This is a genomic window from Antarctobacter sp. (assembly GCF_034670325.1).
GTDB lineage: Bacteria > Pseudomonadota > Alphaproteobacteria > Rhodobacterales > Rhodobacteraceae > Antarctobacter.
In genome coordinates, this window is the sequence record NZ_JAXMNR010000001.1 from 723810 (window position 1) to 744742 (window position 20933).

Genomic DNA, 20933 nt, shown 5'->3' on the forward strand with positions numbered 1-20933 from the left:
GGCGGCCTACCGGAAGGGCGCGGCAAGAAAGCCGTCGAATGCATGCAGCCACGCTGACAGCAGGATCGGGGCTGAGACCAGCAAGAGGGCAATCGCGCCAAACGTAATTACCGGGGCACCCACAAAGGCCACCATAAGTTGCGGCATAGCCTTGTTGATGACGCCCAACGTAAGGTTGTAGATCACCGACATCAGGACAAAGGGCGCGGCAAGCGTGAACGCCAGCGCAAAACTCTGTCCCACGCGCTGGCGACCGGCATCGGCCACGTCCGCCGGATTGGGAAACTGCATCGCGGGCAGGATGTCATAGGACAAGACCAGAAATGCGGCGGCCTTTACGTGAAACCCCGTTGCCATCAACAGCGCCAGAGCGGCCGTGGTCAGGATGTGGCCGATTGCCGGCAGTGGATCCAGACCCGACGCCCCCAGCAGCTGCGACAGCGACGTCGATTGCGCGGCCATTGCCCCGGCCGTCTGGATCGCGATGATAAAAAGCCGCAGCATGATCCCAAGGAACAGACCGCAAAGCGTTTCCGTGGCCAGCACCATGAGGAACGCGCCAAGGCTCGGTTCCGGCAAATCGAACCCCGGCGCAACGGCCGGTGTAACGATCACCGTCAACATGATTGCAATTACAAGGCGCACACGGACCGATATGACCTGTTCACCCAACCCGGGAAGCGCTGCCAGAGTTGCTGCAACCCGGAGAAAAACCACCAGCGACGCCCAGAGGCTCCCCGAAAGGAGGCCCATCAAGGGCTCCATCGCGATCACGCGGCCACCACTCCGACAAGCGCGGGCCGTGCCTCAAGCCCGATTTCCTCGTAGGACATGACCGGGTTGCTGAGGCCTTTGGCCACCATGACGGTTCGCAGGAACCGGCGCCGCCGGGCGGAGGTGACGACCGCAGCAGAGACACCACGGGTCGCTGCCTCACCGATTGTGTCCGCCAAACCGCTGGTGAGCGCCTCAAATTTATCCGGGGGCAAGGCCACGTCCAGCGCGCCTTGGCTGCTTTCGACCTGATACGCAAGGAAGGTCTCCTCCCATTCCGGGGCAAGTTGCACAAGCGGTATGGTTCCATCGTCACGCCGCATCCCTGCAACGAGTTGAAAGCCAAGCCGCTGGCGAACGTGTTCACAGATGGCCTCGGCCTGTGTCTGCTGGCCGCGCATCTCGGCTATCGTCTCAAGGATCAGGGGCAGGTTGCGGACCGAGACCTGCTCATCCAGCAAGAGCCGCAGCACCTGCAACAACGTGTCGATCTGTACCTTGTCGGGGATCAGTTCATCCAAGAGCTTGCGATTTGCCTCGGCACGGGACTGGTTGGTGAGAGAGACCATCTCATCCAGCAGGCGACGCAGCGCTTTCAGCGTCAGAAGACGGCCAAAGTTTCGGCGGATGACCTCAAGCAAATGAGTTGCGAGCACTTCGGTCGGGGAAACGATGGTCGCCCCAGTGATCGCCGCCTTTTCTTGATCTTCGGGTCGCAGCCAGCGTGCGGGTGCGCCGTAGACAGGTTCGGTTACGTCGCGCCCCTGAGGCAGGGCGCCGCTGGATTCGGGCACCAAAGCCAGGACAAAATCGGGGTTCAACTCTCCGCGCGCCATTTCGACACCGTGGATGCGGATCACATAGGTGCCGGTGGGGAGTGAAGGCGCATCGGTCAGCCGGATTTCTGGCAGGACAAGCCCGAAATGCGAGGCGATGTGCCGCCGCATATTGGCAATCCTGACATCCAGTCCAGTGCCCGGATCCAGCACCATATTGACCAGATCGGGCGCAAATTCGACATGGATATCATCAAGGTCCAGCACATCGCCCATGTGCTGATCGGGCAGAGCGGGCTCTTCTTCAGCATCTTCCCTCCTGTCCTCTGTTTCAACAGGGCGTCTGGATATCCACCAAGCTGTTCCGCCAAGAACGCCACCACCAAGAATGAACGGCACAAAGGGCAGGCCCGGGACCAGCGCAAAAAGCACCATGAGCACCGCAACCGCCAAAAGCGCCGAAGGATGCCGCCCAAGTTGGGCCGCAACTGCGACGTCCGTGGCACCGGTGGAGCCGCCCCGCGCCAGCAACAAGCCTGCCGCAATCGAAATGATCACAGCCGGAATTTGGGACACCAACCCATCTCCAACAGTCAGGATGGCATAGGTCTCAAGCGCGCTCCCCAAGGGCATGTCATGCATCACGACGCCCATGATGATTCCCATGACAAGGTTCAGGATCGTGATCAAAAGACCGGCGACCGCGTCGCCCTTGACGAATTTGGATGCGCCGTCGAGGGATCCGAAGAAGGTTGTTTCCTGCTGTTCGGTCTCGCGACGGCGTTTTGCCTCTGCGTGGTCAATGGCCCCTGCCGACATGTCCGCATCGATGGCCAACTGTTTGCCGGGCATCGCGTCCAGCGCAAACCGGGCCGAAACCTCAGCCATGCGCGCCGAACCCTTGGTGATGACGGCAAAGTTGACGATCATCAGCACGCCAAAGACGACAAGCCCGAGGAACACGCTGCCGCCCATGACGAAGTTTGCAAATCCTTCGATCACCTCACCGGCCGCATGGGTCCCGGTATGCCCTTGGCCGATGATCAGTTTCGTGGAGCTGACGTTGAGCGACAGCCGCAGCATCAGTGAGGTCAAGAGGATCGTCGGAAAGGCGGAAAAATCGAGCGGGCGCTCGATAAACAGGGTCACGGTGAAAATCAGGATGGCAAGTCCGAAGGACGCAGCCAATCCGACGTCCAGCACCCAAGAAGGCATCGGCAAAATCATCATGACAATCACAGCCATCAGGGCGAACGCCATGAGGATTGTGGGTTTGAAAAGGCTCGAAGGCGACATGATCTGCTTTCCCGCTGTCAAGCCTGGCGCCGACGGTCTGAGCGCCGGGCAGAACCTGAGAGTGAAGTCCCGTGTTCACGTCGACCGATTGCCGGTGTGACGGGTTGCCCTTGTTTTCGTGACACGAAAACTGGGCTGTCGGTATTTGACGCAAATTGTAAGGGCGACATACAAATGGACCGGACAGGAACCGAGCTACCGAACCGTTTGTCAGACAGTCCGCTTCGCAGTCTGCAATCGATGCTGACCAGCGGATTACAGTGACCCGTTTCGCCTGTTGGCGTCGGCGTTTCTATCGCCCGGTCCATGTCGGCATTCTGCCGATCGCGGGACTGCGCCATTTATTGGCCCCTCCATTTCGTCTTACGCTCCTTCTTGGGTAGGGCAGAAGCGTTTAGAAACCGTAAGTAGAGGTCAGTCCAAAGTCGGAACCGCCGTTGCATCCAACAACGCGCGAAGAGTTTCGCGTGATTGTGCGCTGGCAGCCGAAAGGGCATTTGCTGCGGACAGGCTCACATCCGTTGGATCGTAGGCAACCGGAGTTGATTGCATTAGGTCTGCGGCCGGTGCCAGCGCTGTATCACTTTCGGCCACGTCCTTCCAATCGCCGGACAACCATGCGGCATCGACCGCGGCACGGCTGTCGCCAATGCTTTCATAGATGGTCTTGGTAAAGACGTGGTCACCCATCTGCCGACGCGCCTCGGCACGCAGTCGCACCACGCGGTCGCCGCGTTGCCCTATGAGGATAATTTCCGCCTCTTCCGGACGAGACAGGGCGAGAAGCGCCTCAGCCCTTACTGTCCGGGCATCGGGAAGGTCATTCACGTTGGGCAAAGTGTCCAGTTGATAAAGGGCGGTCTCAGGTAGGCCAAGATCCAGAAAACGCTCCGCGATCGCAATCCCTGTCGCAGCTTGATCTGGAAGCAAACTATCTGCAAGTGACCGCGTAGCAAGCTTTAGAAAGGTCAGGTCATCGGCTCTATCGACAAGGAATTTCAGAGCAACTTGCTGCATGAACCTGACGGTTTCCCGGGGCATGCCATGGGGGGCGTCGAGTTCAGCAAAAGCCGCGTCGAACTCGCCATTTATCAACAGCGACCGGACATGTGACTTCCAGAGTTTCTGCCCATCTTCATTGTTACGCAATTCGGTGGCAAACGCATCGGACAACTCTACGATCCGCGCGGGCACCAGTGTATCGGTTGCGTCGGCAAGATCGATGGATGCCGCAACTGCCCTTGCCGCTTCGGGACCGCCGGCCACGGAAAGATCGTGCAGGCGTTGTTCCGCTTCATCGTGAAGACCGTCTTTCAACGCAAGTTGCGCTTTTCCCAATGCGATGCTGTCGGTTTCCTGCCCTTCCATACGCTGCAAGCGGCGCAGCACATCCCGGGCAATGTCAGTGTAGCCCGATTGGGACAAGTGATCGACCAGAACCGGGCCAAGATACGAGCGAAGATGTTTCGGTAAAGTTTCGAAACTGCGCAGGATCGCCGCTCTGGAGATTTCAGGAGCATTCGGCGCGGGAGGTTTGGAAAGCACGGACCATAGCGCCGCTGACCCATCACACCCGGAAAGCCCGTCGAAAAGATCCGTTGGATCCGGTTCGCCGTCGACGACATAGGACAGGGCAACAAGGACCGGGGCCTTTGTGTCTGGCTGCAAAGAGAGGGTTGCGCGGGCTTCGGCACCAAACCCATAGTACAGCAAGGCGGCAGAGTACTGCCTCAGCAAGTCGGGAGCGATCCGGTCGAATTCCCCGAAAACCTTGCCCCTTCTCTCCGCCAAGATAAGACTCGGATCGTCATCCGCCTTTGACCAAGAACTCAATGCAAGGTCTTGGTCGCTAATGCACACTTCTCCACCAACCGAAATCCGGCCCTTCTGTAGCGATTCATCATCCACTCCGGACATGCCCGCAGCAAGACGCCTTGCAAGGGTTCCGGGATCAACGGACAACTCTGTCGGAATCGCCGGATCGGGTTGATGATCGACAACGGGCGTTGGCGCATACGGTGACCTGACGGCCGGGTCTAATAACCCCTGCATCGCTGCCACGGAAAGGTCGGCAGAAAGCCGGGTACCGAGGTCCCTTGACGTTGACGGACCTTCGTCCCGGAGATCAAGAACGGACGGAACCAAACCCGCATCCTCACGCTCTGCAAGATACGGAAAAAGGCTTGTTCCCATCGACTGCGGACCGATCTGCGGCGCTTTGCCGAAGCGGATTTGCGAGAACTCTCTCAACAACGGCGACAGAGCCGGATCGACCCGCACCGGATCTGGCGGCAGGATTTTCGATGCAGAAAATTGGACTGGGGAATCGGAGGGCGCGACATCAATCACCAGCATCGTATCCCGGAGCACAAAGGCCTCAACCGCACATTCGCAGCCCAGACCAATTTCAAGCCCGCGTCCGTCTTCCGATGGTGTTAGATTGGCGATCCGCTCTGTCCCGATCCGGTTGTAAACCGAACCAGTTGCAAATTGGTACGGACCATCATCCAGCGAAAGCGTAACCCTCCCGGCAACGGGGTCAGGGGTTAAAGCCCAATTTGTGCCATCCGGGACATCCAGCACCAGCCGCGTGAATTCCCCATGTTCGCCACTCCGCACGGTCACAGTCTGTGCCGTTGCAAGGCTTGGCCAAAGGGCGATCAACAGAAATCCTATCCAGCGAGTCATGCGGCCTCCTGCTTGACCGACTTCAGAGCCTCTTCAAGATCCTCGAAACTTGGCCGGAAGTGATCTGGTGTATTCTGGCGACCGACTTCGATGCAGATGTTGGTCGCATGGTTGTGCAGGTTCGCCACAAGGACTTCGCGGATCAGGTGGTAGAACTGAAGGTCCTCTTCAGCGACGGCCTTGACCTTGGTCGCAAAGGGACCGACGAGGCCATAGGCTAGGAAAACACCCAGAAATGTGCCAACCAGCGCGCCGCCGATAAGCTTGCCAAGCACCTCTGGCGGTTGATCGATCGAGGCCATCGTTTTGATCACCCCGAGGACGGCCGCAACAATCCCGAGGGCCGGCAAGGCGTCCGCCATCGACTGAAGGGCATGGCTGGAATGCAGGGCATGATGCTGCATTCCATCCAGCCGCTTGTCCAAGACCTCTTCAACCTGGTGCGGATCGTCATAGTTCATCGAAACGGAGCGCATGGTGTCACAGATCAATTCAATGGCATATTTGTCGGCCAAAATTTTGGGATACTTCCCAAAAATACTCGATTCTTTCGGCGATTCGACGTGCTCTTCGATGGCGACCGGATTCTGCCGGGCCAGCCGTATCAATTCGAACAGCAGACAGAGCAGATCGCGATAGTCATCGGGTTTCCACTTTGCTCCCTTGAAGACCTTGGCCACATCTTTGAGCGTGTGTTTCACCGTCGCGCCGTCGTTGCTGATCAAAAAGGCGCCAGTGGCGGCCCCGCCGATCATCATGAACTCAAACGGGAGCGCCTTGATGATGATCCCTAGCTTGCCGCCAGCCGCAAGGTAGCCGCCGAAAACCATGGCGAAGATCACCACGATACCAATGATTCCGAGCATACGCGCTCTCCCGATCCGTTACCTTCGCCAGCCTGCCAGCCAGCCGTTAAGAAAGCCTCATCGGCGCCGTCACATCACCACGAAATCCGCGTGTAGTGCCCCAGCCGCCTTGATGCTCTTGAGGATGTCGATCATGTCCCGTGGACTGACGCCAAGCGCGTTCAGACCGGCGATGACTTCCGAAAGGTTCGTGCCCGTTGGAACCTCGGCCAGGCCGATCCCTGGCTCTTCTTCGATCAGCGCTCCAGTACGCGGAACAACCACCGTATCCCCGTCGCTGAAAGGGTTGGGCTGAATCGCCAATGGGGCTTCTTCGATCCGAAGAGTCAGGTTTCCTTGTGACACCGCCACCCGGGAAATACGCACGTCCGCGCCCATCACGATGGTGCCCGATCGTTGGTCAACCACCACGCGCGCGCGGCGCTGAGGTTCGACCGAAAGATTTTCAATCGCGACCACGGCCCTTGCCGGTGACCCCGCCCCGGCGCGTTGCAGGTCCACGCTGATGGTTCCCGCATCCAGCATCGTCGCGGCCCGTCGCCCGATTGAGCGGTTGATCACATCCTCGATACGCGCAGCAGTGGTAAAGTCTGGCTCCCGTAGGGCCAGCCGCAGAGTGGACAGCTGGGTGAAATCAAACGCCACTTCACGTTCGATCCGGGCACCGGAGGGAACGACCCCTGCAGTTGGCACGCCTTGCACAACGCGGGCCGCCTCACCCTCAACCTCGACACCGCCAGCAATGATGGTGCCCTGTGCCACGGCATAAATCTGGCCATCCGCGGCGTTCAGCGGGGTCATGATCAGCGTACCGCCCAACAGGCTTTTGGCATCTCCGATGGCGGAAACGGTGATATCGATCTGGTTGCCGATCCGCGAAAAAGGCGGCAATTTGCCGGTCACGAGAACCGCCGCCACATTGCGTGGGCGGAACTGCTCACCCGTCACGTTCACCCCCAGCCGTTCGAGAATGTTCGACATGATCTCTTCGGTAAACGGCGAGTTTCGCAGTCCATCGCCGGTTCCGTTCAGACCGACGACCAGCCCATAGCCCACAAGGTCGTTCGACCGGACACCGTCAACCTCGACGAGGTCCTTGATGCGCACGGATTGCGCCGAGACAGGGACCGCAAGCGACAATGTCAGGATCAACAAGGCGAAAAAACGTGTAAACATCAGAGATACTCCGCAAGCGACAGGCGCTGTGACCTCGCCGTGATGGCGTAAAGGCTTTCCAACTGGGACCGGATGTTTTCATAGCGGGACGCGGTGTAGTACTGGTCCGTCCCCACCAGATCGAGCCGGGCAATATTCGTAGCCGTGAATTCCGCAGAATTGCGGGCGGTTGTCTCTTCGACCCGCGCTTCAAGCGCACCCAGACCAGCGCGCAGTTCGACCACGTCCTGTTGTGCAGCGAGCAAGTCCTGCCCGGCGGTGGTCAGCATCTCGATCTGAAGGTCCTGATCGAAACCCAGTGTGCCGTCAGTGGCGAGGGCCGCCATCACCATGGGTTTCAACACTTGGCGAAAGACCGGATCGGTCGCCCGAATGTCCAGATTCGCACTTTCCGTCTCAGACAACTTCAGAGGGGCGAGCCCAGTGTTGGACCCCTCGTAGGTCGTTGTTTCGTAGGTGCCACCTGCGCCAAAGAAAATGTCCAGCGCCGCCTCGACGCCAGTCATATCCGTCTGCCCGACAAGCGCCGCCCGCACATCTGCCAGCAGATCGTCGCCGGTTTGGACAGCTTCGCGGTCGGTGGCTGTCCCTGAGAACAGAAACCGTCCCGCGACCGAGCGGTTCAGCCCGTTCATCACCTGGCTGAGCGCATTTTCCGCATCGTCCGCCATAGTGCGCAGCAGGGCGGAATTCGGTGTCAACTCCGCCGCAATCAGCGACTGCGAGAGTGTTTCGCTCCGCCCCTGTATTTCGTCGAGCGCGGTCTGCATCGACCCGGAGAGAAAGCTCGCCTCTGTGGTGTTGACCCGATACGTATCCAGTTGCGCCAGCGCCCGGTCGATCGAGAGCAAGCCGGTCAGGTCGCCATGCAAGTGCTTGCCTGCGTCCTTGACGAACCCTGTCGAGACCTCGACCGCAAGCTGATCCATTTCCTCACGCAGGCGAACCTGATTGGTGCGCAGCACCAAGGCGCGCGCCATGTCTCCGATGACTTCCATGTCGGGTTCTCCTTATATGGACATCAGCCGGTCAAGCAGTTCGTCGACTGTCGACATGACCTTTGCATTGGCTGTGTAGTGCTGTTCGATCTGCATCAGGCGTTGCAGTTCCTGGTCCGTATCCACACCCTTGGACAGCTCCAGTTCCTTGAGCGCGGTGTTCTGGATCGACACGAAAGTTTGCGCGTTCTCGGCCCGAACACGCTCTCCCGTTGCGGTCGAAGCAAACTCCGAGATGTGGTTGGCAAAGCTGCGTGCGATTGCGGTCAAACCCGAGGAGCCGGGGACTGTGGCCGCCCCGAGGGCTTCGGTGAACCCCTGCAACAGACGAGCGTCGCCCACGTCACCCTGAGTCGCCGCACCCAGCCCATCGCGCAGTCGCCATGCCCCCCCACTATCCGGAGCCACAAGAGCATTTATTTCAATCCGACTGGCAATCCCAACTTCGTTTGCAGTTGCAAAGGCCAGACCACTGTCAGTGAATAAACCCGGGTCGGTTGCGCCCAGCGTGCTGTCCGGCCCACCGGGTCCCATTCGTTCGATCAGATCACGGGCAATCCCATCGAGTTGCGATTGGTGTTCCACCGCCGCCCCATCCCGAATCTCAAACTGCGCAGCGAGGCTGCCGCCTCCGAAAAACACCAAGCCGTTGGTGTCCACCGGTGTCCCGTTCATCGTCAGTCCGTTCAACTGACCGCCGCCGAAGGTCATTCCTGCGCCGATGCCATAGCTGCGCTCAAACCCGATCTCGATTGGCGAGCCGTCAAGCAAGACGGCCCCCCCACGTGTGAACACCGCGACGTCACCTTTATCGCGTTCGACTACACGCAAAGGAACGATATCGGCGATACTGTCGAGAACACGCTGGCGCTCATCGTAAAAGCTGGCCGACTCAGTTCCGGTCGCCCGGGCCGCAACGATATTGTCGTTCAGCGCATCCAGCCGCGACAGCGCGTTGTTCAAAGTGTCGACCTGCGCGCCGATACTGGAGTCGGCGGTCTGCCGAGCCGCCTGCACCTCATCCGAGAGGACGTTCAACGCCTGCGCCAAGGAGTCCGCGCTGCTGGACACCAGTTCCAGCCGCTGGGTCGAGGCGGGGTTGGACGCGGCAGTCAAAAGTGAATTCTCAAACACGTTGATCCGGTCAGTGAGCGAGCCCGGAACCCCGGAATCGCCCACCAGATCCTCTATCCGGCGCGCGAAATCAAAGCGGGTCGTGGCATCGGCGAGTGCCGCATCCGCCACCATCCGGTCGCCTGTCAGAACCGGGTCAGAGAACCGGATTGTTCCAGAAATCCGCACACCCCCGGTGGTACCGACAGCCCCGGGGACAAGCCCCAGGGTCCGCCGTCCATAACCCTCTGTCGTGGCATTGGAGATATTCGTCGAGACCAGACCCGCTGCCCGGGAATTGGCCTTGAGCCCGCTGAAGGCATTGTAAAGCGCGCCTGAAAGAGACATCTAACGACCCCCTTTATTAAGTGACGGAGGCGCCGTCAGCGCTTGATGTTGGTGGTTTCCTGCAGCATCTCATCGACAGTCTGAATGACCTTCGCGTTCGACGAATAGGCGCGCTGCGTCTGGATCATGTCGGTGAGTTCGCTGGCCACGTCTGTGGTGCTTTCCTCACGGGCAAAGCTGACCACATCCCCGGTAGGACCGTCACCGGCATCCCACAGGAAGAAGCTGCCGCTTTCTGGTGAAGGCATATAAATCTGCTTGTCCAGCGCCACCATCCCGTTAGGATTCGGGACATCGACCAGCGGAACCTGATAGATGATCGAGGTGATGCCCGTATCGAAGAACGCGTAGACAAACCCGTTTTCATCGATCTCGACCGACGTCATGTTACCGGCAGGCGAGCCGTCCTTGGCGATGTTCAAAGGCGCGAACTTGTCGGAACGCTGGGTCAGGCCGTCGTTCGTGCCGGGACGACCGATATTGATTTCGATCGGACCGCCAGCAGTTGTGACGATCACCGTTCCGGTGGCCGGATCGTACGCTCCGCCGGCTGCGCCGACCACAACCGTGTCCAACGTGCCCCCCGATGCCTGCGTGCCATCGAAGGTAACAGTGTATTCACCGACCACAGCACCGGCACTGGCCGAGTCCGTGATAACCACCGTCCATTCATTGGAAGACCCGGATGCCGGAATCGTCGGCGTAAAGGTCATTGTGAGGTTCTCAGAGCGCCCGAAGTTGTCGTAATACTCGACCGGAAGCGTCAGCGGATCACCAGACGCCGTCGAATATGTCTCTGTCGCGGGCAGGTTCAGGCCAAGAGTCATCGAGGTTGTCGGTTCGCTCAGGTACTGGTTGAGCGCAATCTGAACCGGCTCCAGTCCATCAGAGCTGTCGCGCGCATTGGTCGGGATCGTCCCATCGGCGTTTGCTTTCCATCCCAACAGCATGAGGCCGGAGTCAGTCTTGAGATACCCGTCCGCATCCACCCGGAACGATCCGGTGGTGGTCAGGTACATCTGCGGATCGCCACTGCCGGCAAGAACCTGTGATTCCTGCGCCACGGGCAGGAACCCCTGACCGCGCACCGCCAGGTCGGTCGGGTTGTTCGTGGCGACAAGGGCACCACTTTCATCGATGATCCTTTGGGTGGACGACCGCACACCCCCTGCGGTGTAGGTCGCACCGTTGCCCTGCATGACCATAGCGGTAAAGTCGGCCTCAACCCGTTTGTACCCTTTGGTCGCGGAGTTTGCGATATTGTCAGAAATGGTTCCCAGCCGGGTCGCATTGGCCGCAAGGCCCGCTACGCCTGCGTTGAGCGATGAAGAGATTGTCATGGACTAGCCTTTCTGCTGTCGATCTCAAATTCTTGGACAACAGATAGACGTGCGGGTTTAACGCCGACCTAACATTTAAAAAGCCACGAAAACTGCATCAGTTCCTTCGGAGAAAGATAACCTCGATCCGGCTGTTGCGCGGGTCCATGGCATTATCGGCCTTAGGTTCGCGATCCGCATAGGCCGTCACACGCCTGACACGTTGCTGATCCAACCCACGATCGATAACCAGTTCGCGGAAAGATTCGGCCCGGTCACGGGACACTTTCCAAGCGGGATTGTCCGCAAGAACAACCGGATAGCCCGTAGTATGCGCCTCGATCGCAACCGGATTGGTGACAACGTCAGAAGCACGCGCCAATACCAGCGCCAGATCCTCAAGCAATGGGGTCGGATTTGCGAACTCGTCGAACAGCCGGGCCTCCCGCGTTTCGAAGAATTCGACGACCAATCCCTCGTCGGTGACCTCTGTCACGATGTGTTCCAAAAGATCGTCGGCGACCATACTTTCACCGCCACGACCCATCAACAGCTCTTCGACTTGTTTGAATTCCTCGGTTTCCGCCCCGTCTTTTGTCGGGTCCTTGGCGTCAAATGCATCGTCCTTGGTGCGCTCCGCTTGTGGCCGAAGGCTGGTTGCCCCGGTGCCCACTCTTGGCAACGTGTTCTCGGCAAAGACGGAATCGCCGCCCAATGCCCCAGACCCGCCGCCAGAGACCCGCGCCATTGCGATTGTCGGACTGAAATAGTCCGCGATACCCTTGCGCTGTTTTTCTGTCGTTGCGTTCAGCAGCCACATCAACATGAAGAAGGCCATCATTGCGGTCACAAAGTCGGCATAGGCCACCTTCCAGGCGCCCCCATGATGCCCGTCAGCCGCGATGATCTTCTTCCGTTTGATGATGACTGGCGCAACATTGCTGTCGCCACTCATCTTTCCCACCTTTCTCTCACCCGAGACAGGTGTACGTCGCTGCCGATTACCACACGCTTAACGATTAAAAATGTTCGGTTAAAGCAGCTGGAAGGCCTCATCTTGTGGATAACCCGGCAAAGGCGTGCCGATTTTCACACAACAAGCTCTCCAGAGGTCGCATCGAATAGACAGCGCCCACCTAAGGCATTAGCAAGAACGGTGAAACAGAGGTGGCAACGAGGTGGGAACAATGCCGGGTTTTCAAAACAGAAAATCAGGCCTCGTGCGGCGCATTGCGCTGGCGGGTACCTTCTTGTCGACGATGGGCGGGGCCCTCAACGCGGAAGACATCCATGACCCGGTGTCTTTCAACCTTTATGGCTCACCCGGTCTGGTGGACATGCCAACGGCAGAGGTTCCTCCGGACGCGACATTGGCCGGAACCTACTCCAACCTGAACGGCACGTCCCGAACAACGCTCTACTTTCAGATCTTGCCGCGCTTGTCCGGCAGCTTTCGTTATTCGGCGATCGAGAGCATCTCGGCCGGTGGCCCAGCTACGCACTTCGACCGAAGTTTCGACCTTCGATATCAATTGCTGACAGAAACTGACCGGCGGCCTTCTGTTGTGGTGGGCCTAAAGGACTTCATCGGCACCGGGGTCTATAGCGGCGAATACCTGGTTGCGACCAAAACTCTGCGTCCCGGACTCAAGGTCACCGGCGGTTTCGGATGGGGCCGTTACGGCTCTCACAATCCTTTTGGGACAACCGGCACGCGGGCGGGAGGCTTTACCGGCCGGGGCGGCCTGCCAGAATTTGACCGGTTTTTCAGAGGTGACGTTGCCGCGTTTGGCGGCGTGTCCTACGCGCCAAACGACCGTTTGAACTTCAAGGTAGAATACTCCTCTGACGACTATTCCCGCGAAGCAAGGTTTGGTGGCGTCGATGTATCCAGCCCTTGGAACTTCGGTGTCGACTACCGTTTCAAGAGTGGCGGGCACCTGTCTGTCTACCACATTCTGGGGAACGAGATCGGCGCTCAGTTCACCTTTGTGACCAACCCCAAAACAATCGGCGTTGCCGGCGGGATAGAGCCGTCCGGCTTGCCAGTGGCACCGCGCGCTCCCGGAGCCGCAGCCGATCTGGGATGGACACTGGACCCGCAACGATCCACGTCCGCCAAGGCCTCACTCAAGCAACTTGCCGCCAAAGAAGGGCTGGAAGTCGAAGCTGTCGACCTGCAAAGCAACCGCGCCACAATCCGCATGGTCAATCCGCGCTACGGCGCGCCTTCACAGGCGTTGGGCCGCATGGCACGGGCCATGACACGTGCCCTGCCCGCGTCGGTCGAAGTGTTCGAGATTGTTCCGGTGGTCAACGGAATGGCGATGGCATCGGTGACTTTCCGTCGTTCAGATCTTGAGCGTCTGGAACACGATGCCGCCAACGAAATGCTTGCGCGGACCGCGTTCAATGATGGGTTTCAGCAGGCACCGGCACCCGATCAGGGCATTTATCCGAAATTCACCTGGTCGCTCTCACCCTATATGCAGCTCTCGGTCTTCGACCCGGACAACCCGGTCCGCGCTGACGTGGGATTGCGTGCCGCCGCCGATATAGAAATCACGCCGAACCTGATACTCAGTGGGTCTGTCACCAAAAAGCTCAACGGCAGTCTCGATCAGGTGAAACGTCTCGACGAGTCGAGCCTTCCTCGCGTGCGCACCGACCACGCGCAGTTTTCGGCACAGGGCGATCCAGCGATCGAGTTCCTTCAGCTCGCGCATTACGGTCGCCCGGCAAAGAACGTCTATTCCAGGGTAACAGTCGGTTATCTTGAACAAATGTACGGTGGCGTCTCAGCCGAAGTGCTGTGGAAGCCGGTCACCAGCCGGCTGGCTGTCGGAGCCGAAGTCAACTACATCCAGCGCCGCGATTTCGACCAATTGTTCGGTTTCCAATCAATGACAACGACCGATCCGGTGACCGGCACAAAGCGCGAGATTCCGAACGTCAACGGCCACATCTCTGCCTATTACGCCTTCGGAAACGGGTTTCACGGCCAACTTGATGTTGGTCGCTATCTGGCCGGCGACTACGGCGCGACAATCTCGCTGGACCGCGAATTTGCAAACGGCTGGCGCGTCGGTGCCTACGCGACGTTCACGGACGCCTCGTTCGAGGATTTCGGCGAAGGTTCCTTTGACAAGGGCATCCGCTTTACTTTGCCACTGGCCAGCTTCTTCGGCCAACCTTCGCGCCGCCGGAACGATGTGGTCGTCCAATCGCTGTCGCGTGACGGCGGGGCCCGCCTGAACGTCAACGGACGGCTCTACGAACAGGTTCGGGATTACCACAAACCCGACGCAGTCAATTCCTGGGGAAGGTTCTGGCGATGACCCTGCGCAGCATCACACGCATCGGCCTGGCCCTGACTTCCGTTCTGGCGCTGGTGTCCTGTGGCAACGCGAACAAGGATACTGCTGTATTACTACAGCAAATTCCCAAGGCGCTCTTTACCAAAAAAGAACCGCCCAAGCCGCTGACACCGCAGCAAATTGCACAATCTCTGTCAGCGACGACCGCCTCGGTTTTCCTGTTCGACCTCGAAGCCCGCAAATCGCAAACCCTGCTGCAGGACATTCAACGCAACGGGCCTTACCAGACCTATGGCAACTCTTCCCGTCAGGTAATTGTTCTGCGCGATGGCATGATTACCTCGACCCGCGGGCTGGGCGGCGATCTGATGTCATCCGAAGAAGATCGGCTTTTGCACCGTGTTCAATCGCGTTCCGAAGGCCGGGTCAGCTATGACCTGCGGTTCCTGACATCCGAAGACGTGACCATCGTGCGGCGTTATTCCTGCTATACTTCGACCGGCGCTACCGTTCCCGTCGCCGCAGGTCTGGTTCAGACAAGCGGGCAACTCGTTACCGCGAAATGTACCGCTGCGGACGGTGTGTCACCCGATTTCACCAATGCCTATGTCGTTGGTGGGGATGGTTATATCCTGAGCGCGCGGCAATGGATGGGTCCCTATCTGGGCTACATCTCTTCACAGGTGCTGCGCCGCTGACCTTCAGCGACGCCGCCGGTGCATCGTGACACCTTTAAAAACCGTGGCCCACATCAACCGCTGGTCCGTACAAGGGTTGCGACGTTGCGCATACAGCAGGTCCAGCCGCGCCTTGCGCGGGATACAGCGTCGACAATAGACCTCTTCGGTTTCTTCCGCTGTTTTGGTCGCCGACAGCAGCCGCTCTTCGGCCCGATGATAGGCCATTGACGCCATCCCGGTGACACCGGGCCGCTCCTGCAAGACCTCTGCATAGATCTCGGGATATTTTTCGACGTAATGGCGCAGCGGCGCGCGCGGACCGACAAAGCTCATGTCGCCACGCAGGATATTCCAAAGCTGGGGCAATTCATCCAAACGCTTGCGCCGCAGCCAAGCTCCCGTTGGCGTGATCCGGGCGGATTTGGACGGACCCGTGACGCCGGAATCAGATGGATCGCGCTTCATGGTCCGGAACTTCCACAACATAAAGGCGCGGTCAGGGCTGCGCATCCGTTCCGACCTGTAGAGAATCGGCCAGCCATCGTTGCGCCAAACGACAACAGCAACGTAGAGGATCAGCGGTGAAATCAGGATCGTTAGACCAACGGCATACAGAAAATCCAACATATACAGAAGCTTGCGGTTCACGTTCATGGCCAGACCCCGCTAACCTGCGCCCCTTTGACAAGATGCGCTGCCTCATGGGCATTTCTCGGCAGTGACACCACGCTGCCAAGTCGCGCGGTGTCCAGCCACACGAATTGCACCGCAGAGTCCGGAGCATCCCGCCAATTGACCGTGGCCTTACAAACACCCGCGATTTCTGCCATCGCCGTTGGCTTCGGGGCGCTGACGTTAAAGACGCCCTCTGCATCCGGGGATCGCACCAGCGACTCTATCACGTGGACCAGATCACCCGGCGCGATGTAGCTGCGCGATGGACCCAAGCCGTCAGAAAACCTGTCCAGCGTAATTTGACCGGCCATCTGCAAGTTGCCGAACAGACTGTCGGCCCCGGCAACATTCCCGATCCGCATCACGATCTGGCGCGGCCCGCCCGATTTTCGGTGCGCGGCAATCGCCTGCTCCATTTCCAGCTTGGCCTGCCCATAGGCGGATGCGGGCGCGGGCGAAACGGTTTCCTTGAGGGGCTCCGCAGAGGGGCTGTAAACGGCCGCGGTGGAACAATGAACCACCGCGTCAACGCCCAAAGCCGCGCCAAGATCCATCGCGGACACCGCCAGTCGGGTGTTATCCGCCAGATCGCGCCCCGGACCCGGCGTGACGCCCCAAAGCGCCACAACGGCCGCAACGGGGCCAATCTCGGGCGTCTTGTCGCCGGGCGACCAGATCAATTCACCCTGCTCCGTTGGCCCGGTTCGCACAACCGGGACAAGATAAATCCCGCCCCGTCGCCACATGCCACACACCATCCGGCCCAGTTTTCCGCTTGCTCCCAACAACAGAACGCTTCGGAATTGCTGTGTTCCTGCCACGGTCCGCCCCTCATAACGCTTTCTTTCGACCGTCAGATTGTCTATCAGCGGAACAAGGCGCTAGAAAGTGTCAATGACCGGTTGGGGGACTGGAGTGTCTGGTAAATTGAGACTGATCACCCTGTTTGTCGCTGTCCTTGCGCTGGCAGCCTGCAGCTTGCCGCGCGGTGCCGCCGTCCAATCCGAAGTGCTGCGCCAACAAGACGCAGACAATCCCACCTTTCAGGTCGTCGAAGTAACGCGCGCCAATGTACCCGGCCTTGCAACATGGACGCAGTCGGGCTGGCATGGTCACTACCATTGGCCGCAAACCAGTCACGGCAGCAATTCCTCTGTGATCCGGACCGGCGACCGCGTCGACATCACGATCTGGGACAGCCAGGACAACTCGCTGCTGACCAATCCCGGCCAGCGTTTCAATGAGATCAAAGGCGTCGAGGTCGATGCCCAAGGGTCCGTGTTTCTGCCCTACGTCAACAAGGTTGGCATTCGCGGCCTGACGGCCACCGGAGCGCGGGAAAAGATCCAGCAGCGGCTGGAACCGATCCTGCCCTCGGCCCAAGTTCAACTCAGCCTTCAGCAAGGCCGTGATCACGCAGTCGACGTCGTAGGCGGCGTTGGCAAGCCGGGTGCCTATCCGATGCCATCCCGGAACTACAAGATTCTCAGCCTGCTGGCCGACGCGGGCGGTGTCATGCCTGAAATGCGCAATCCGCGTGTGCGCCTGCTGCGTGGGTCCAAAACCTATGAGATTTCCGCAGAACAGCTTTTCGCCGATGGATCGAAAAACGCGCTGCTGCACCCGCGCGATACTGTGATCATCGAGGCCGATGAGCGCAGCTTTACCGCTTTGGGTGCCAGCGGGATCGAGAACCTGATCTATTTCCCAAAGGATTACCTGTCAGCGCTTGAGGCGGTGTCCCTGATGGGCGGGTTGTCCGATGCACGCGCGGACCCCAAGGGTGTGCTGGTGCTGCGGGAATACCCTGCCGACGTCATCCGCCCCGACGGTTACGGGCCCAAGATGCAGCAGGTTGTCTTTACACTGGACCTGACCAGCGCCGACGGGCTCTTTGCCGCGCGCAAGTTCCAGATCCATCCCGGCGATACGCTGCTTGCAACAGAAAGCCCGATTACCTCGGCACAGACCGTATTTGGGCTGATCGGTGCGGTTCTGGGTGTGTCAGCGCAGGCCGGAGCCATTACAAACTAATCCACCAAGGGCGCCGTTCGCGCGCCCACCTTTCCACATACCGCGAGACAGGGGCGAGACATGGGTGTCTTTCGCTTTCTCGCCGAAAATGCGCGCTGGCTTGCCGCTGGTGCGCTGCTCACATTCCTGTCGAGCTTCGGCCAGACCTTTTTCATCTCGATCTTTGCCGGAGAAATTCGTGCAGAGTTTGGCCTCAGCCATGGGCAATGGGGTGGCATCTATACAATCGGCACCAGTGCTTCCGCCGCGCTTATGATCTGGGCCGGGGCATTGACGGATCAGTTTCGAACCCGCGCCATCGGGGCCGTGGTGCTGATGTGCCTTGCCGCCTCTTGCCTGTTCATGGCGCTGAACACTTGGGCGGCGCTGCTGCCCTTTGTGATCTTTGCTCTACGCTTTTGCGGACAAGGCATGGCGAGCCATATTGCCGTGGTGTCCATGTCGCGCTGGTTTGTCGCCACGCGTGGCAAGGCGCTGTCGGTTGCAGGACTTGGCTTTGCTCTGGGTGAGGCGGCGCTACCCTTCAGCTTTGTTTTGCTGATGCTGGTGATGGACTGGCGCCTGCTCTGGATGGCCGTTGCCTGTGCAAGCCTGCTGGCCATCCCGCTATTGTTGCTATTGCTGACCCGTGAACGGACACCGCAGAGCCATGCGGAAACCGATCACTCGGTGGGGATGGAGCAACGGCATTGGCGGCGGCCAGAGGTCCTGCGGCACTTTCTGTTCTGGTTTATGGTGCCCGCCTTGTTGGGTCCGCCAGCCTTCAACACCGCCTTTTTCTTTCAGCAGGTCCATTTTGCCGAGGTGAAGGGCTGGACGCACCTCGAACTGGCGGCGCTCTTTCCTGTCTACACGGCGGCAGCGGTGGGCGCGATGGTGGTGGCAGGGGGTCTGCTGGACCGGGTTGGCACCGGGCGACTGATCCCTTGGTCACAACTGCCCATGTTTGTCGGGTTCTTGTGTTTCGCCTTGGGCGGGTCGCTGGGCTGGACATTGGTCGGGTTGCTGTTTGTGGCGATGACAACCGGCGCGACGCAGACACTGCCCAACGCCTTTTGGGCAGAATTCTATGGCACCCGCAGTCTGGGCGCGATCAAGGCGATGGCGGCGGCCGTGATGGTGTTGGGATCGGCGATCGGACCGGGGATCACCGGCTATCTGATTGATTTCGGTGTGGGGATCGAGACCCAGTATATCGGCGTCGCGGTCTATTTTCTCTTTGCCTCGGCGATGATGTGGATCGGTGTCAGCCGGGCCCGCCAAATGCTGTAACGGGCTTACCGGCGGCGGCGCAAATAGACGTAATACGCCCCGTCGCCGCCGTGCTTACGATGTGCCGGCGAGACTTGTAGGACCGCACTGGAAAGCGGCGGCATTTGCAGCCACATTGGCGCCTGTGTCTTGAGCACCCCACGACGCCGGGGCATCGGGTCATAGGGATCTTCTCGCTGGCCTTTGCCGGTGATGACAAGGACCAGCCGCAGACCCCGCGCCTGAGCGTTCAGGATGAAGTGGATCAGGGCCCCGTGAGCGCGATCCACCGTCATGCCGTGCAGGTCGATCCGCGACTCCGGGTCCAGCTTGCCACGTTTCAGCCGGGTAAAGGCCTTTGCGTCCATGCGCACCGGCGCTTCATGCAGGTGGTCAGAACTGGTCTTGGGGAAGACATGGGTTTGGGTTCGGGGCAAAGACCGCTCGCCCAGTGCAAAAGGCGACAGAGGATCACGGGGGGCTGGCTTTTGTGACAGCAGGGGTTTTGGCCCCGCCTCTGGTTCAGACATTTTTTTGGCGGGCCGCTTGTGCAAAGGGTCCGCCGTGCGCGCGACCTGCCGCCAGAGCTCTTGCTCCTCCGGGCGCAGCTTGCGCCGCCGGGTCATAAGCCCTCTTCGGGCAAGAGGGCATAGGCGCGCTGGATCGGCATCAGGACAACCATGCGGCCGGTGTCCTTGATCCGTCCGGCGATGCGTCCAGCCTCATCCCCGGTGCCAAAAAAAATGTCCGCCCGTTGCGCGCCCTTGATCGCTGACCCGGTGTCCTGCGCAATCATCAAGCGGTTCATCGGTTCGCTACCAGTTTTCTCGATCCAGACCGGCGCGCCGAGCGGCGTGTAGCGTGGATCGACAGCAATCGAGCGCAGCGTCGTGATCGACCTGTTCATCGCGCCAAGCGGCCCCTTGTCCGAGGGCACTTCGCTGACCTCACGGAAAAAGACATAGGCCGCGTTGTGATAGAGCAATTCCTCACCCATGTCTGGGTTCCGGTTCACCCAGTTTCGGATCACCTGCATGGACACCTGATGCGCGCGGTAGATGCCCCGGCGAACCAGTTCACGCCCGATAGACCGGTAGGGATGGCCATTTGCGCCACCGTAACCGACGCGGATCATCCGGCCATCGGGGAATTTGATACGGCCAGACCCTTGGATTTGCAGGAAGAACAGCTCTACCGGATCATCGACCCATGCAATTTCAAGACCTCTGCCCTCCATCACGCCGGATGTCAGGATCTGCCGACGAGTCAACCACGGACGGCTGCGTTTGGCCTCTGGCGGCATTTGATAGATCGGATGGCGATAGGTTTCGGTCCGGTAAGGTGAACCGCTGAGTTCCGGTTCGAAATAACCGGTAAATAGCATCTCTTCGCCGTCGCTGATCAGGATCGGGCGAAAGAGCAGCTCAAAAAAACCGCGCGCATCGTCGGTTTCGCGCGCCAATCCGCAAAGCGCGGTCCAGTCCGGGTCATCCAGGTCACCGCAAGTTTCCAGAAAGGCCGTCAGGGCGGCGGAATGATCATCCTCCGCCCAACCTTGCAGATCGTCAAAGGCCAGGATTTCATAACTCGGCCCCGTCTCTGGGGAGGCGGGGCCGGTCATA

Annotated in this window: 17 protein-coding genes; 4 read left to right on the plus strand and 13 right to left on the minus strand. The window is 59.5% G+C overall.

The window, feature by feature from the left end:
* Positions 1 to 6: 6 nt before the first annotated feature.
* The 9 genes from VOI21_RS03510 to VOI21_RS03550 all read right to left on the minus strand — a co-directional run bounded on the left by VOI21_RS03510 (position 7) and on the right by VOI21_RS03550 (position 12309).
* Entirely contained in the window at positions 7 to 753 is a 747-nt protein-coding gene (locus VOI21_RS03510; RefSeq protein ID WP_323767738.1) for a flagellar biosynthetic protein FliR, read from the minus strand.
* 17 nt (positions 754 to 770) lie between these two features.
* Positions 771 to 2846: a flagellar biosynthesis protein FlhA gene (gene flhA, locus VOI21_RS03515; protein WP_323767740.1), complete on the minus strand. Its 2076-nt coding sequence runs from the start codon at positions 2844 to 2846 to the stop codon at positions 771 to 773.
* 414 nt (positions 2847 to 3260) lie between these two features.
* Complete coding sequence (locus VOI21_RS03520; RefSeq protein WP_323767742.1) at positions 3261 to 5534, minus strand: hypothetical protein; 2274 nt, start codon at positions 5532 to 5534, stop codon at positions 3261 to 3263.
* Positions 5531 to 6400 carry a flagellar motor stator protein MotA gene (motA, locus tag VOI21_RS03525; protein ID WP_323767744.1) on the minus strand — a complete coding sequence of 290 codons (870 nt, stop codon included), beginning with the start codon at positions 6398 to 6400 and terminating at the stop codon, positions 5531 to 5533. Before motA ends, VOI21_RS03520 begins: the two co-directional genes overlap by 4 nt.
* 69 nt (positions 6401 to 6469) lie before the next feature.
* Entirely contained in the window at positions 6470 to 7576 is a 1107-nt protein-coding gene (locus VOI21_RS03530) for a flagellar basal body P-ring protein FlgI (protein ID WP_323767746.1), read from the minus strand.
* The gene (locus tag VOI21_RS03535; RefSeq protein WP_323767748.1) at positions 7576 to 8574 is read right to left on the minus strand and encodes a flagellin; all 999 of its coding nucleotides are present in this window, start codon (positions 8572 to 8574) and stop codon (positions 7576 to 7578) included. Before VOI21_RS03535 ends, VOI21_RS03530 begins: the two co-directional genes overlap by 1 nt.
* A gap of 12 nt (positions 8575 to 8586) precedes the next feature.
* The gene (flgK, locus tag VOI21_RS03540) at positions 8587 to 10035 is read right to left on the minus strand and encodes a flagellar hook-associated protein FlgK (protein WP_323767750.1); all 1449 of its coding nucleotides are present in this window, start codon (positions 10033 to 10035) and stop codon (positions 8587 to 8589) included.
* Between the two features lie 35 nt (positions 10036 to 10070).
* Complete coding sequence (locus VOI21_RS03545) at positions 10071 to 11375, minus strand: flagellar hook-basal body complex protein (protein WP_323767752.1); 1305 nt, start codon at positions 11373 to 11375, stop codon at positions 10071 to 10073.
* 97 nt (positions 11376 to 11472) lie between these two features.
* Positions 11473 to 12309, minus strand: coding sequence for a flagellar motor protein MotB (locus VOI21_RS03550; RefSeq protein ID WP_323767755.1), 837 nt, complete (start codon positions 12307 to 12309; stop codon positions 11473 to 11475).
* Positions 12310 to 12541: 232 nt separating this feature from the next.
* Here VOI21_RS03550 and VOI21_RS03555 point away from each other — a divergent pair, with 232 nt between their 5' ends.
* Together VOI21_RS03555 and VOI21_RS03560 are read left to right on the plus strand one after the other, a co-directional pair.
* Entirely contained in the window at positions 12542 to 14692 is a 2151-nt protein-coding gene (locus tag VOI21_RS03555; RefSeq protein ID WP_323767757.1) for a YjbH domain-containing protein, read from the plus strand.
* Entirely contained in the window at positions 14689 to 15369 is a 681-nt protein-coding gene (locus VOI21_RS03560) for a YjbF family lipoprotein (RefSeq protein WP_323767758.1), read from the plus strand. Before VOI21_RS03555 ends, VOI21_RS03560 begins: the two co-directional genes overlap by 4 nt.
* Before the next feature lie 3 nt (positions 15370 to 15372).
* Here the strand turns inward: VOI21_RS03560 and VOI21_RS03565 are convergent, their stop codons facing one another.
* Both VOI21_RS03565 and VOI21_RS03570 read right to left on the minus strand, forming a co-directional pair.
* Positions 15373 to 16005 (minus strand): sugar transferase, encoded by a 633-nt coding sequence (locus tag VOI21_RS03565; protein WP_323767760.1) that lies wholly within the window; start codon positions 16003 to 16005, stop codon positions 15373 to 15375.
* On the minus strand, positions 16002 to 16847 hold the full coding sequence (locus VOI21_RS03570; protein ID WP_323767763.1) for an NAD(P)-dependent oxidoreductase: 846 nt from the start codon (positions 16845 to 16847) through the stop codon (positions 16002 to 16004). Before VOI21_RS03570 ends, VOI21_RS03565 begins: the two co-directional genes overlap by 4 nt.
* 106 nt (positions 16848 to 16953) lie before the next feature.
* Here VOI21_RS03570 and VOI21_RS03575 point away from each other — a divergent pair, with 106 nt between their 5' ends.
* Both VOI21_RS03575 and VOI21_RS03580 read left to right on the plus strand, forming a co-directional pair.
* Positions 16954 to 18060 (plus strand): polysaccharide biosynthesis/export family protein, encoded by a 1107-nt coding sequence (locus tag VOI21_RS03575; protein WP_323767765.1) that lies wholly within the window; start codon positions 16954 to 16956, stop codon positions 18058 to 18060.
* A gap of 60 nt (positions 18061 to 18120) precedes the next feature.
* A complete protein-coding gene (locus VOI21_RS03580; RefSeq protein ID WP_323767768.1) occupies positions 18121 to 19332 on the plus strand; it encodes an MFS transporter in 1212 nt (403 codons plus the stop codon).
* A gap of 5 nt (positions 19333 to 19337) precedes the next feature.
* Here VOI21_RS03580 and VOI21_RS03585 read toward each other — a convergent pair whose 3' ends face one another.
* Positions 19338 to 19937, minus strand: a complete 600-nt coding sequence (locus VOI21_RS03585) for a Smr/MutS family protein (protein ID WP_323767770.1) — start codon at positions 19935 to 19937, stop codon at positions 19338 to 19340.
* Entirely contained in the window at positions 19934 to 20932 is a 999-nt protein-coding gene (locus VOI21_RS03590; RefSeq protein ID WP_323767772.1) for a murein transglycosylase A, read from the minus strand. The genes VOI21_RS03585 and VOI21_RS03590 overlap by 4 nt, the downstream gene beginning before the upstream one ends.
* Position 20933 lies beyond the last annotated feature (1 nt).